This is a genomic window from Pontibacter litorisediminis, from assembly GCF_029360645.1.
Classification (GTDB): Bacteria; Bacteroidota; Bacteroidia; order Cytophagales; family Hymenobacteraceae; genus Pontibacter; species Pontibacter litorisediminis.
Map to the genome: position 1 here is coordinate 235,080 of NZ_JARDUA010000002.1, position 14,583 is coordinate 249,662.

Genomic DNA, 14,583 nt, shown 5'->3' on the forward strand with positions numbered 1-14,583 from the left:
TATAGCACAGGATGCAAAATAAGAAAACGGGCCAGGTAAAAGTGCCCACGCGTTTGTTCGATTGCCTTGCCTACCAGTTGGAGAACACCCCGCTGCAGGACATGCTGTGCGCCAAGGAAGATGGCGTGTGGCGAGCGTACAGTACCCAGGAGGTTGGTGATAAGGTAAACCAGCTCAGTGCCGGCCTGCTGGCCCTGGGCATAGCTGCCAATGATGGCTCCATCGAGGGGCGTGACAAGATCGCGATCATCAGCCCTAACTGCCCGGAATGGATGCTGGTGGATATGGCCATTCAACAGACCGGGGCGGTGTCGGTGCCGGTTTACCCGAACATCAACGACAGCGAACTACAGTTTATACTTCAGGATGCAGGAATAAAAGTGGCTTTTGTAGGTGATGAAAGTCTGTATGAGAAGCTGCAGCACATAAGCGGCGGCCTGCCCGACCTGCAGACTGTTTATACTTTTAAACCCGTGCCGGGCGCCAGAAGCTGGACGGAGCTGCTGGCGGAGCTAACGCCCGAGACGGAGCAGTTGGTAAGCCAGTGCCGTGAGGCGGTGCGGGAGACCGACCTGGCCACCATACTGTATACCTCCGGCACCACCGGCACCCCGAAAGGCGTGATGCTCTCGCATTACAACATCGTCCATAACGTGTTCGGCAGCGCCAAGGTGATCGAGGAGATTGGGGTGCGCGGCAAAAGGGCGCTTAGCTTCCTGCCCCTCAACCACGCGTTTGAGCGCATGGCCACCTACTGCTACTTCTACTGCGGTGTATCCATTTACTATGCCGAGGGAATGGAGAAGATCGGTGAGAACCTGCGCGAGGTAAAACCCACGCTGTTCACCACCGTGCCGCGCCTGCTCGAGAAAGTGTATGAGAGCATCGTGGCCAAAGGCAACGCGCTAACGGGCACCAAGAAGAAGCTGTTTTTCTGGGCGCTGGGGCTGGCCGAGCAGTTTGAGATCAACAAGCCCCTGCCCCTTAGCTACCGTCTGCAGCTGGCCCTGGCCGACAGGCTCATCTTCAGCAAATGGCGCGAGGCGCTGGGCGGAGAACTGAAAGCCGTGATCACCGGGGCGGCCGCCTGTCAGGTGCGCCTGCTCAAGGTGTTTACCGCCGCCGGCATCGTTATCCAGGAAGGCTACGGGCTGACGGAGGCTTCCCCTATCATCAGCGGCAACCGCTACAGCGAAAAGAACCGCATGTTTGGTACCGTGGGTCCGCTGCTGGAGAACGTAGAAGTAAAGATAGCCGATGATGGAGAGATCCTGTGCAAAGGCCCTAACGTGATGATGGGCTACTACAAGCGCCCTGACTTGACAGCCGAAGTGATGGATGGCGAGTGGCTGCGCACCGGCGACATCGGCACCATGGTCGATGGCAAATTCCTGAAAATCACCGACCGCAAGAAAGAGCTGTTTAAGACCAGCGGGGGCAAGTACGTGGCTCCGCAGCCTATCGAGAACAAGATGGTGGAGAGCACCTGGATAGAGCAGATCATGGTAGTGGGCGAGCTGCAGAAGTATGTGGGCGCCGTTATTGTACCTGCCTTCCACGCCCTGAAGGACTGGTTTGAGAAGCAGGGGTTGACGTACCCTGGCGATGAGGCCGTGGCTGAGGACAAGCAGGTGCGCGCGCTGATCAAAGAGGCCATAAACCAGTACAACCAGCACTTCAACCCCGTAGAGCAGGTGAAGCGTTTCGTGCTGCTGCCCCACTACTGGACCATCAGCAGCGGAGAACTCACGCCCACCCTGAAACTCAAGCGGAAAGTGATTATGGAGAAGTATGGGGAGCTGATCGGCTCGATGTACAGATAAGGAGAAGAGGCTGTTGTGAATAAAGCCGCAACAGCCTCTCCTTTTATACTTTTTTAGGGCCTGGCTAGGTAACTTGCTTGGGTTACTATCACAGGTGTTTCCTGGCGATTGCTTCCGCTCGTGCCTTTGCCTGCCGCTATTTCTCATCCGTTGCTGCCGTGGGCTTGCAGCCCGAGCCTTGTCTCGCTGTTCCGGACATCCTTTCCCCCTCTGCTGCGGACTTACCAATCCGCGGAAGCCATACTTTATACCTGCCTCTGTCCTAACTTTCCTGGCGCAAATCTTCAGATTTGTGACTTCCCAATAATGTTGAGTCTCTGACTCAACTGGCTTGAAAAGCCATACCTCATACTTTAGCTATACTTCATACTTCTCTGGCGCAAGCGTCCGCTTGTGCCTTCTACGAGCCGTTGCTTTCTACAATTTGAGCCAAGTTATCCTTACTAGCTGCCGTTCATCCTCCAGCCCCACAAGCCTATCGTTGCATCTCCTGCTTTGGCTCCCTCTAGGCCGGGAGGCCTCGTCTTCGGGCATCGCGCTGGGAGCTTTTCCTTTGCTCCTGACGTCGCAATGCCTTCGGCACCGGAAAAACTCGCATAGGCGCTCAACCCAAAGACTGGGATCCTTTCGATAGCTGCTGCCTTTACTATGGATTTAGTATAAGGAGCAGGGGTGGTTGGACCCGGTGCTGCGTGAGCTCAAGCTTTTAAGGCCAGGACATGCCCCATCTGAGACCAGCTGCTACAAATGCTTATAGTTTAACTATGGCAATTACAGGCTTACTATTTCCTGCTTCTAAGGGAAAGAGCGGGCAAATTTATTCCGCCCACAAACTGGCTGCGCCCAGCAGCGCGGCCTCTTCTCCAAGTACAGCCGTTTTAACAGGGATGAGGCAACGTTGCTGCTCTAGCCCCTGCCGCAATGCGGGTTCGAAAAGCTCATAGGCCTTGCTGATGTTGCCCCCCAGCACCAGCACCTCCGGCGTTGCCTCCTGGATGAAGGGCACCAGGAACTTCGCCAGGTTCTCACCAAACTCGCGGAAGATCTCCCCCACCACCGGCTCCTGCGGCAAGCGGTCTACCATCGCTTTTACATGTAACACCTGATTCCCTGTCAGCTCGCTGTAGCGTCTCACAAACCATCTTGAGCTTAGGTACTCCTCGGCAATACTTTCCCCGAAAGGAGTATCCCACAAGTCAGCGTCCTCAGCCAAGCCATTTTTATATCTGGCAGTGCCCAAACCCGTGCCAAGGGTCATGCCAATGGCCCTGCTGTAACCTTTGGCAGCCCCGCCAAACACCTCTCCCTGCAGAAAACAGGCCGCATCGTTCAGAGTCCGGATGTCAGATTTGGCTAGTCCGAGCTTGTCCGCCACCAAGGCAATCACATCCACACCATAGAGCGCATCATACTTTCCCTGCCCCTGCATCAGCGCTATACCGTTGGCATAATCAAAAGGCCCAGGCATGGCTATTCCGATTTTGCTTACCGGCTCGTTGCATGACGCCATAGCCGCCGCCATCGCGCCTGCCCAGGCTGCCGTTATTTCTTCCACAGAGCCACCCGCATTCAAATGTTCCCGCACCTGTGTCTGGGGCAGCAGTGTCCTCAATTCCATGGCCACTGTTGCCGCCGTAATGTGAGTGCCGCCAATGTCCACTCCTAATACAAAAGGGTTCATATCTTATTCTAATAATGCCTAAAACGAGAGTCTGAAATAACTAATACTTTCCAGCAAATGAAAAGAAGGCAGCATAATTCCTTACGCCCCCACGTGCCTTCCTCTGTCCTACTGAAAGCAGGATTTTCGCCACAACACAGGCTGATTTATAACTTTTCAAATACCATTAAGTAACGACTCACTTTCCTAGATTGCCTCTCCACTACTACCTCCTGCCTCGAGGTTTACGAGTCACCAACAAGACACAAATTCACATCCATCTATCACCGCATTAAACAAACGTTTGATTTGATCAAACTTTACCAATTTTTAAGCATTTTCATTAATGTTTTACAACCTAAAATCTCGCATGTTAACAAAATTACAATTCGTAAAATTTGCATAGTAAATATTTAAATTATAATTTATGAATTCTCTCCTCCTTAAAACCATGTATGACTAATAGATTTCGTGTAATGACCCAGCAAAAAAGCCTGCCCCATGGATTGTACAGAACCGAGTTCGAACACGACGCTTGTGGTGTTGGATGTGTCGTAAACCTGAACGGGAAAAAGTCGCACGGCATCGTGAAGGACGCCCTGATCATGCTTACGAACATGGAGCACCGTGGTGCCACGGGCAGCGACCCGGAAACCGGAGACGGCGCCGGCATTTTGGTGCAGCTCCCCCACAGTTTCCTGAAGAAGCAACTCGGCGAGTTTGCCATCAAGCTGCCAAAGGAAGGTGGGTACGGGGTAGGCATGGTGTTTTTTCCGACGGTTTATGAGGTGAGGGACAAGTGCAGGCAGACGATAAACCAATGCATCCGGAAGATGGGCTTTACGCTGCTGGGCTACCGACTGGTGCCGGTAAACGGGCGCGTGCCGGGGCATGAGGCCAAAGCTGTGGAGCCTTATATAGAGCAGGTGTTTGTGCAGCCATCTGATGCAAGTATAAAAGAGGATGAACTGGAGCGGAAGCTGTTCGTGCTCCGAAGCCTGATCACGCACGAGATCAGCAAGAACGTGCGCGGCGAGAACGGCACCTTCTACATCGCCAGCTTCTCGTCCCGTACTATTATCTATAAAGGGCAGCTGAAAACAGACCAGGTAGAAAAATACTACCACGACCTGCGGCACCCGGAGTTTAAGTCGGCGCTGGCGGTGGTGCACTCCCGCTTCTCCACCAACACCTTCCCCAACTGGAAGCTGGCCCAGCCATTCCGGTTTATTGCGCACAATGGCGAGATAAACACCATCCGGGGCAACGTCACCAAAATGAAGTCAAAAGAGGCGCTGATGCACTCACCGCTGTTCACGGAAGAGGAGCTGAAGTGGCTGCTGCCTGTCACCAACCCGGCCAACTCCGACTCGGCCAACCTGGACGCCATGGTGGAGCTACTGACGCTGGCGGGGCGCCCCCTGCCCCACGTGATGATGATGCTGGTGCCGGAGGCCTGGCAGGACAACCCGTTCATGGACCCTTACCGGAAGGCGTTCTACAAGTACCACGCCGCCCTGATGGAGCCCTGGGATGGCCCCGCCGCCCTCTTCTTTACGGATGGCAAGCAGATCGGCGCCACCCTGGACCGGAACGGCCTGCGCCCGGTGCGCTTCTGCCTCACCAAACAGGGCAGGCTGGTGATGGCCTCTGAGGCAGGCGCCCTGCCCGTTAACCCGAAAGACGTGGTGCGCCGTGGCCGCCTGCAGCCGGGCAAGATGCTGCTGGCAAACCTGGAGGAAAACAAAATCTATGAGGATGACGAGATAAAGCGGCTGGTTTGCAACGACAAGCCATACTTTGAGTGGATTCAGCAGAACCGTATCAAACTGCACCAGCGCCCCGATCCTTCCTTCTGCCTGCACACGGTATCGCCGGAAGAGCTGCGCCTGAAGCAGAAAGCCTATGGCTATACTTCAGAGGACCTCAAGCTGATCGTACAGCCGATGGCTACCTCCGGGAAAGAGCCTCTGGGAAGTATGGGCTCGGACGCCCCGCTGGCGGTGCTGTCGCGGCAGAGCCAGCATGTGGCCAACTACTTTAAGCAGCACTTCGCGCAGGTAAGCAACCCGCCGATCGACCCCATCCGGGAGCGGCTGGTGATGTCCCTGTTCACCCGCCTCGGCGAATCGCTGAATGTGCTGGATGAGACACCGGCCCACACCCGGCAGGTGCACATCTCCCACCCCGTTCTGAGCCACAGCGACTTCAACAAGATCATTAACCTGAAGTCAGAGGGCTTTGCGCACCATACGATCAATGCCACGTTCCCTACTACCCAAAAAGGAGCGCTGCAGCAGGCCCTGAACGACATCTGTGCCGAGGCCGAGGCAGCCGTGGCAGCAGGAAAAAAGATACTCATTATCTCGAACCGCGCGGTGGAAGCCACGCGTGCAGCCATACCATCTCTGCTGGCCGTGGGCGCCATACACCATCACCTCATCCACAAGCGCATCCGCACAAAAACCGGCCTGGTGGTAGAGGCCGGCGATGCCTGGGAGACGCATCATTTTGCCACCATCATTGGCTATGGGGCAAGCTGTGTGTACCCTTATATGGTATATGATACCATACAGCACCTGATGGAGCAGGAGAAGCTGGACACCACGCAGCCATTCTCCTATTACGCCGACAACTTCATACATGCTGTCGGAAACGGCCTTCTGAAGATCCTTTCCAAAATGGGGATCAGCACCCTGCAGTCTTACCAGGGCGCCCAGATATTTGAGTGCCTTGGTTTCGGGCAGGAGGTGATCCAGAAATGCTTCAAAGGCACGGTCAGCCGCCTGGAGGGCCTGAACTTCGAGGACCTGGAGCAGGAGGCGCTGATCAAGCACCAGTCCGCCTACCTGGGCGAGCAACCCTTGCTGGAAACTGGTGGTTTCTTCCAGTGGAGAAAAACTGGTGAGGAGCACCTGTTGCGCCCGGAGGTGATCCACCTGTTGCAGAAATCAACCAAGTTGAATGATTACCGCCTCTACAAGGAGTACACCAGGCTCCTGCGCGAGCACCAGCAGTCGGCCATTACCCTGCGCCACCTGTTCGAGTTCCGGAAGCGCCAGCCGGTGCCGCTGGAGGAGGTAGAGCCTGTGGAAAGTATACTGCAGCGCTTCGCCACCGGGGCCATGTCTTTCGGCTCCCTCTCGCATGAGGCGCACAGCACGCTGGCCATTGCCATGAACCGCATCGGGGGCAAGAGCAACAGCGGCGAGGGCGGCGAAGACGAGGCCCGCTACATTGTAAAAGAGAACGGCGACTCTGAGCGCTCCGCCATCAAGCAGGTAGCCTCGGGGCGTTTTGGGGTAACGAGCCACTACCTGGCTAACGCCGATGAGATACAGATCAAGATAGCCCAGGGGGCAAAGCCCGGCGAGGGCGGCCAGCTGCCAGGCCATAAGGTGGACCACTGGATTGCCCGCGTGCGCCACTCCACACCGGGCGTTGGCCTCATATCGCCTCCTCCGCACCACGACATTTACTCTATCGAGGACCTGAAGCAACTGATCTACGACCTAAAAAACGCTAACCCGAACGCCCGCATCAATGTGAAGCTGGTGGCGGAGGCGGGAGTGGGCACCATTGCCGCCGGCGTGGCCAAGGCAAAGGCCGACGCCATTATGATCTCCGGTGCCGATGGGGGTACGGGTGCCAGTCCGCTGAGCTCCATCCGCCATACCGGCCTGCCCTGGGAGATAGGTTTGGCCGAGGCGCACCAGACCCTGGTGAAGAATAACCTGCGCAGCCGTGTGGTGCTGCAGACAGACGGGAAGCTGATGACAGGCTACGACCTGGCTGTGGCTACCTTGCTGGGTGCTGAGGAGTATGGCGTAGCCACGGCCGCGCTGATCGCCGAGGGCTGCATCATGATGCGCAAGTGCCACCTCAACACCTGCCCGGTAGGCATTGCCACGCAGAACCCGGCGCTGCGCCAGCTCTTTACCGGCGAGGCGGAGCATGTGGTCAACCTCTTCCGGTTTATGGCCGAGGAGCTGCGTGAGATCATGGCCTCGCTTGGCTTCAGAAGTATAAATGAGATGGTGGGGCAGCCGCAGGTACTTAAGGTGCGCAACGACCTGAACCACTGGAAACTGAAGAACCTGAGCTTCGACCCTATCCTGCACCAGGAGGCAGCCCCCAACAATGTGGGCACCTACAACCAGATCCACCAGGAACACGACATCGAGCACGTGCTGGACAGAAAGCTTATCCGCGACCTCAATAAAGGCAAGAAGCCGGACCAGCCGTACCGCATCATCAACGTGGACCGCTCCGTGGGAGCCATGCTTTCCTATGAGGTGTCCACCCGGCATGGCAAACAGGGTTTGCCCGAGGACAGCTTCTACGCCACCTTCCACGGTTCGGCCGGCCAGACGTTTGGCGGCTTCCTGGCCCCCGGCCTTACGTTCCACCTGGTCGGGGAGGCAAATGACTACCTGGGCAAAGGCCTGTCCGGCGGCAAGCTGATCCTGCAGCCTTTCGAGGGCTCCTCTTATGTGGCGCATGAGAACATCATCACCGGCAATGTTGCCCTGTATGGCGCCACCTCCGGCACCGCCTACATAAACGGCATGGCCGGCGAGCGCTTCTGCGTGCGCAACTCAGGTGCCGAGGCGGTGGTGGAAGGCATCGGCGACCATGGCTGTGAGTATATGACGGGAGGTAAGGTGCTGGTGCTGGGCAGCGTGGGGAAAAACTTCGCGGCAGGCATGAGCGGCGGCATGGCTTTCGTCTATGACCCTGCCAACGCCTTCCCGGAACAGTGCAACCTGGCGATGGTGGCCCTGGAGCAGCCAACCGAAGCCGACCTTGCCTGGATCGAGCAAAAGCTGAAGGAGCATGCTGCCTACACCGGCAGTACCCAGGCGCTGGAGCTGCTGCAGGGATGGCACGCGCACCAGAAGTTCTTCCAGAAGGTCATGCCGCACGACCTGAAAAAGGCGCTGCAACAACAAGAAAGTGAAAACCTTAAAATAACAGCCTGATGGGAAAAGCAGACGGATTTTTGATTTATGACCGCGAGCTGCCAGCAGCACGCGACCCGAAAGAACGCATCAACGACTCCAACGAGATTTATACCCCCTTTCCGGATGAAAAAACAAAGCAACAGGCAGCACGCTGCATGGACTGTGGCGTACCTTTCTGCCACAACGGCTGCCCGCTTGGCAACCTGATACCCGACTTCAACGACGCGGTGCATGATGGCGAGTGGGAGCGCGCAGCGCAGATACTGTACAGCACCAACAACTTTCCGGAGTTTACCGGCCGCATCTGCCCCGCTCCCTGCGAGTCGAGCTGCGTGCTTTCTATTAACAAACCGGCGGTAACCATTGAGCACGTCGAGAAAACCATTGCAGAGAAGTCGTTTGAACTGGGCCTGGTAAAACCACAGCCACCGGCGCACCGAACCGGGAAGCGGGTGGCAATTGTTGGCTCCGGGCCTGCCGGTCTGGCAGCCGCTGCCCAACTGAACCAGGCGGGCCACGAGGTGCACGTGTACGAGAAGGACGACAAAGCAGGGGGCTTGCTACGCTATGGCATACCTGACTTTAAGCTGGAGAAGTGGACCATAGACCGGCGCCTGACCATACTAGAGGCGGATGGCATTCATTTCCACCTGAGCAAGGAGATCGGCAGGGACACGACCCTCAAGAAGCTGCACCGCAAGTATGACGCCGTGCTGCTGACCATCGGCTCCAGCAAACCGCGCGTGTTGGGCATCCCGGGCAATCACCTGAAAGGCATTCACTTTGCCATGGACTACCTGACGCGGCACAACCGGCGGGTGGCAGGCGAAAGTATACCTGCCGGGGAGGACATTGTCGCCACCGACAAGCACGTGCTGGTTATTGGCGGCGGCGACACCGGCTCCGACTGCGTAGGCACGGCTAACCGCCAGTTTGCCCGGTCCATCTCACAGCTGCAGTACCGCCAGATGCCGTCCACGGTGCGCTCCCCTGACAACCCGTGGCCGGAAACCCCGATGACTTTCACGGCGTCCAGCTCGCATGAAGAGGGCTGCGAACGCAGCTGGGGCTGGCTCACCAAAGAATTCATTGCCGATGAGAACGGCTTTGTAAAGGGACTGAAAGTAGTGGAGCTGGAGTGGAAAAACAGCCGGGAGTACATCGAGAAGCCGGGAAGCGAGCAGACACTGCCCTGCGACCTGGCGCTTATCGCCATAGGCTACGAACGCCCCCAGCACGATGCCTTTAGCGCCAGCTTTGCGTTTGAGACAGACCCGCGCGGCAACTTTAAGCTGCAGGACTGGCAGACCAACATACCGGGCATTTTTGCCGCCGGCGACGCCTACCGGGGCCAATCCCTGGTAGTATGGGCTATTGCAGACGGGCGCAAGGCCGCCCGGGCGATAGACCAGTACCTGGTGGAAAAATAGCCCCCTCCCCTGGGATATCACAGCAGGCGCTAAAGGCCTTCTCTTTATAAAGTATAGAGAGGATCTTTAGCGCCTGCTGTTCTTCCGGCCAACCCAAGTGATAGCGCCTTGTCTCCAGGTAGCTTTATCGGATGCCTTCTACGCCCCAGGCTTAACCATAACAGCCCCATGATTTAGGAAGAACGCTACCCGAATCTCAAAAACAATCCCGAAATTTGGGCTACGATGCCTGAGATCACCTTACCCGATTTACCTGTAAAAGAAGCGCTGCCACGGCTACTGGATGCCTTGGGCAGCCACAACCGTGCCGTGCTGGAAGCGCCCCCGGGAGCCGGGAAAACCACGCTGGTGCCCCTGGCGCTGCTGGAGGCTGGCTGGCGCAATGATGGCAAGATACTAGTGCTGGAGCCCCGCCGGCTGGCCACCCGCGCCGCCGCCGAGCGCATGGCCGACCTGCTCGGCGAGCCCGTAGGCCAAACCGTGGGCTACTGGGTCAGGATGGATCATAAGGTATCCTCTAAAACCAGGGTAGAGGTGGTTACCGAAGGCATCCTGACGCGCATCATACAAGAGGACCCGGCGCTGGAGGGTATCGCCGCCATTATTTTTGATGAGTACCACGAGCGCAACCTGCAGGCAGACCTGGGGCTGGCCCTGGCGCTGGATGCGCAGGCCGTACTGCGCCCCGACCTGCGCCTGCTCGTGATGAGTGCCACCCTTGATGCCGCCGCCATAGGCAAATGGCTGGAGGCCCCGGTGGTGCGCAGCGAAGGCCGCATGTACCCGGTGGAAACGCATTACCTCTCCCCTGCCGACGTGGCTGCTGCCGGCAATTATCCCGCACAACGGCTGGCAGAACTGGTGCCCAAAGCCATCCGCACCGCACTTACCCGGGAAGCGGAGGGGGATATCCTTACCTTTCTGCCAGGCATGGGCGAGATCCGGAAGGTGGCGCTGCAGCTGGAAGGAAGGCTGCCGGATAATGTAGAGCTGCACCTGCTGCACGGCGACCTGCCGCTCTCCAAACAGGTGGCTGCCATCCAGCCATCGCCCCATAAAAACAGGAAAGTAGTGTTGGCCACTAGTATCGCCGAGACCAGCTTAACCATAGAGGGTGTCCGGATTGTGGTGGACGGCGGCTTTGCGCGCGTGCCGAAGTTCGTTCCCCGCACCGGCCTTACCACGCTGGACACGGTGCCGGTATCGAAGGCAGGGGCCGACCAGCGCCGCGGCCGTGCCGGTAGGTTGGGCCCGGGGGTGTGTTACCGCCTGTGGTCTGCTGCCGATCAACTGCAGCTGCCGGAGCGGCAGGCCCCGGAGCTATTCGATGCGGACCTGTCGGGCCTGATGCTGGAGCTGGCCTTGTGGGGGGTGAAAAATGCTTCGGACCTGCAGTGGCTCGATACGCCTCCCGCCGCTGCCTTGTCGCTGGCCAAAGACCTGCTCCTGCGCCTGCAAGCCATAGACCAGGCCGGCAACCCTACGCCACACGGCAAAGCGCTTGCCTCGCTAGGCATGCACCCGCGGCTGGGCCACCTGGTAATGCGTGGGCACGAGCTGGGCTACGGCGCCACTGCCTGCGCCCTGGCGGCCATACTTTCAGAGCGCGACCTGCTGAAGCCTGTGCAGCTCTCGTGGGGCGAGGGCCTGCCCGACCTGCACCTGCGCCTGGAGCTGCTGGCCGGCAAACGCCCGCACACGCCTGGCTTTGTGCTGGATGAGAACGCCCTGCGCCGGGTGAAGGAGCAGGCGCAAAACCTGCGGCAACGCCTCCGCGAAACCGGCACAAGTATAAACCCGGAGCTGGCCGGCCTCCTGACCGCCCTCGCCTACCCCGACAGACTGGCCCAGCGCGAGGCCTCGGGAAAAGTGCGGCTGGTAACCGGGCAACGGGCCAACTTGCCTACCGAGCTGTTTGGGGAGGCAGCTTATTATGCCGTGGCGCACCTGGACCTGGGTAAACAACCGCGCGTACTTCTGGCTGCCCCATTGGCTAAAACTGACCTGCTGGAGCACTTTGAGGAGCAACTGGAGACGCTGGAAGAAGTGCTATGGAATGAGAGCACGCAACAGGTAATAGCCCGAAAGATAACCAAACTGGGAGCGCTGGTGCTGGAAGAAGCTGCTATCGCCAAACCGAATCCGGAGCAAGTATCGGAAGCACTGCTGCAGGCACTGCAGGAGAAAGGCATTGACCGCCTGCCCTGGTCTAAAGAGGCGGTAAGTATACGGCAGCGCCTGGCTTTCCTGCACGCCCTGGCTCCGGAAAACTGGCCGGACGTGTCGGATACTGCGCTGGCAGAAAGTATGGGCCTGTGGCTGGCACCGCACCTGTACGGCCTCCGCTCCCTGGACCAGGTGGCCCGGCTGGATTTAGGGGAGATACTGCTTTCGGACCTGAGCTGGGAGCAACGGCAGGAAATGGACCGGCTGGCCCCGTCGCACCTGCAGGTACCCAGCGGCTCGCGCATCGCGCTGGATTACGCGGATGTAGCAGCCCCCGTGCTGGCCGTGCGCCTGCAGGAGGTGTTCGGCCTGCTGGACACCCCGCGCATCGGTGGCGGCAAAGTGCCCCTGCTCCTACACCTGCTCTCCCCTGCCTCGCGCCCCGTGCAGGTAACGCAGGACCTGCGCAGCTTCTGGAGCAACGGTTACTTTGAGGTGCGCAAAGACCTGCGCGGCCGCTACCCCAAACACCACTGGCCCGACGATCCGCTCGCCGCCCCGCCGACCCGGGGAACCAAGAAAAGGCCGGGGTAACGTATAAACACCGGTCTATTCATAGCGTATCCCCTAGAAAGTGTGATTACCTGCTTCGGGAGGATTTTTAAGCACTATCAGGTTTGCCACTTTCCTGCTAGCTCCTTGCAGGAAAGTGGCAACAGCTTATACGACAGGAGGAAATCGATTTATTTCTACTGTATGGCAGTCGGATACGGACGGGGGAGATTTAAAAATAAACAGCTATCCCTTGATATTTATGCCTTCGGTATCATTTGCCAGAATCTCTTCAGGTATATTCTGCTCATCACTTCCCTTTCCCTCTCAGGCTTAAGCTCTACACATCAGCTCTTACTTTCCTTTTCGCCTGCTTCCGCAGCTTTTCCAGCATTTCTGATAAAAAAGCCTTAATTTAAGCTGCCGAATACTTACGTCCTGTCAAAAGCGGGTAAAACTAACGAAACTATAACCTACAATTCTCTGCCTGAATCACCATGGAAAACATCATCAGTTTTATTAACGACATTGTCTGGAGCAACGCCCTGATTATACTTTGCCTGGGGGCAGGGGTCTATTTCTCCTTTGTCACCAAGTTTTTACAGATCCGCTATCTCCGCGAAATGCTGCGCCTGCTGTTCAACGGGCAGTCGTCGCAGAAGGGCATCAGCTCGTTTCAGGCTTTTACCGTAGCCATTGCGGGGCGGGTAGGAACGGGTAACATCGCCGGTGTGGCCACGGCCATTGCCATGGGCGGCCCGGGCGCCGTTTTCTGGATGTGGGCCATTGCCTTTCTGGGCAGCGCCTCTGCCTTTGTGGAAGCAACCCTGGGCCAGATTTACAAGCAGGTGAAGGACGGGCAGTACCGGGGCGGCCCCGCCTACTACATCGAGAAGGGGCTGGGCGTAAAATGGTACGCGGTGGTATTTGCCGTGGCCACCATCATCAGCATGGCTGTCCTCCTGCCAGGCGTGCAGAGCAACAGCATCGCCTCCGGTGTCAGCAATGCCTTCCAGGTAGAGCCCATGTACACGGGTGGCCTGGTAACTATCCTGCTGGGCCTCATCATCATTGGTGGCGTAAAGCGCATTGGCAAGGTAGCCCAGGTGGTGGTGCCGTTTATGGCGGCTGCCTACATCCTGATGTCGGTGGTGATCATCTTTATGAACCTGGCAGAGGTGCCAGCCATACTTAGCCTGATCATCCGCTCTGCCTTCGATGTGGAGCCAGCCTTTGCGGGCGTGTTTGGCATGGCCATCTCGTGGGGCGTGAAGCGCGGCATCTACTCCAACGAGGCCGGACAGGGCACGGCACCACACGCCGCCGCCGCTGCCGCCGTGAGCCACCCCGCCAAGCAGGGCCTGGTACAGGCCTTCTCCGTTTATGTAGATACGCTCTTTGTCTGCACCGCCACAGCCTTCATGATCCTGTTTACCGGGCAGTACAACGTGGTTAGCCCGGAAGGCGGCTTTATTGTGGAGAACCTGCCGGGGGTGCCGTTTGGGCCGGAGTATACGCAATCGGCCGTAAACACACACTTTCCGGCACTGGGCAGCGGCTTTATTGCCGTATCGCTGTTCTTCTTTGCCTTTACCACCATTATGGCCTACTACTATATCGCCGAAACCAACCTGAGCTACCTGAACCGGAAGGGCAACCCCTGGGCCATTTGGGCGCTGCGCCTGCTCATACTCGTCTCTACCTTCTACGGCTCCATTAAAACGGCTGAGTCTGCCTGGATGCTGGGCGATGTGGGTGTGGGTGTGATGGCCTGGCTGAACGTGGTGGCGATCCTGTTGCTGCGGAAGCCTGCCCTGCGTGCCCTGAGGGATTACCAGGAACAGCGCAAAGCCGGCCTCGACCCGGTGTTCACCCCGCGTAAGCTCGGCATCGAAAATGCGGAGTACTGGGATACAGCCGCTCAGGAAGAAAAAGAGCTGCAGGCCGTGTAACAGCAGCTTGTAAACAGCACGACAACGTATGGCGGG

At 57.9% G+C, this 14,583-nt stretch carries 6 protein-coding genes; 5 read left to right on the top strand and 1 reads right to left on the bottom strand.

Annotated elements, in window-relative coordinates; all coding sequences use genetic code 11:
- Nucleotides 1-11: 11 nt before the first annotated feature.
- The gene (locus PXG97_RS07285) at nt 12-1,823 is read left to right on the top strand and encodes an AMP-dependent synthetase/ligase (protein WP_276497089.1); all 1,812 of its coding nucleotides are present in this window, start codon (nt 12-14) and stop codon (nt 1,821-1,823) included.
- An 817-nt stretch (nt 1,824-2,640) separates the two neighbouring features.
- Here PXG97_RS07285 and PXG97_RS07290 read toward each other — a convergent pair.
- Complete coding sequence (locus PXG97_RS07290) at nt 2,641-3,504, bottom strand: ROK family protein (RefSeq protein WP_276497090.1); 864 nt, start codon at nt 3,502-3,504, stop codon at nt 2,641-2,643.
- Nucleotides 3,505-3,938: 434 nt separating this feature from the next.
- Here PXG97_RS07290 and gltB point away from each other — a divergent pair, with 434 nt between their 5' ends.
- The 4 genes from gltB (at nt 3,939) to PXG97_RS07310 (ending at nt 14,547) form a co-directional block, all read left to right on the top strand.
- Nucleotides 3,939-8,465, top strand: a complete 4,527-nt coding sequence (gene gltB, locus PXG97_RS07295) for a glutamate synthase large subunit (protein WP_276497091.1) — start codon at nt 3,939-3,941, stop codon at nt 8,463-8,465.
- Nucleotides 8,465-9,877, top strand: coding sequence for a glutamate synthase subunit beta (locus PXG97_RS07300; protein WP_276497092.1), 1,413 nt, complete (start codon nt 8,465-8,467; stop codon nt 9,875-9,877). Before gltB ends, PXG97_RS07300 begins: the two co-directional genes overlap by 1 nt.
- Nucleotides 9,878-10,102: 225 nt before the next feature.
- A complete protein-coding gene (gene hrpB / locus PXG97_RS07305) occupies nt 10,103-12,637 on the top strand; it encodes an ATP-dependent helicase HrpB (RefSeq protein WP_276497093.1) in 2,535 nt (844 codons plus the stop codon).
- Nucleotides 12,638-13,092: 455 nt separating this feature from the next.
- Nucleotides 13,093-14,547 (top strand): alanine/glycine:cation symporter family protein, encoded by a 1,455-nt coding sequence (locus PXG97_RS07310; RefSeq protein WP_276497094.1) that lies wholly within the window; start codon nt 13,093-13,095, stop codon nt 14,545-14,547.
- The last annotated feature ends 36 nt before the right edge of the window (nt 14,548-14,583 follow it).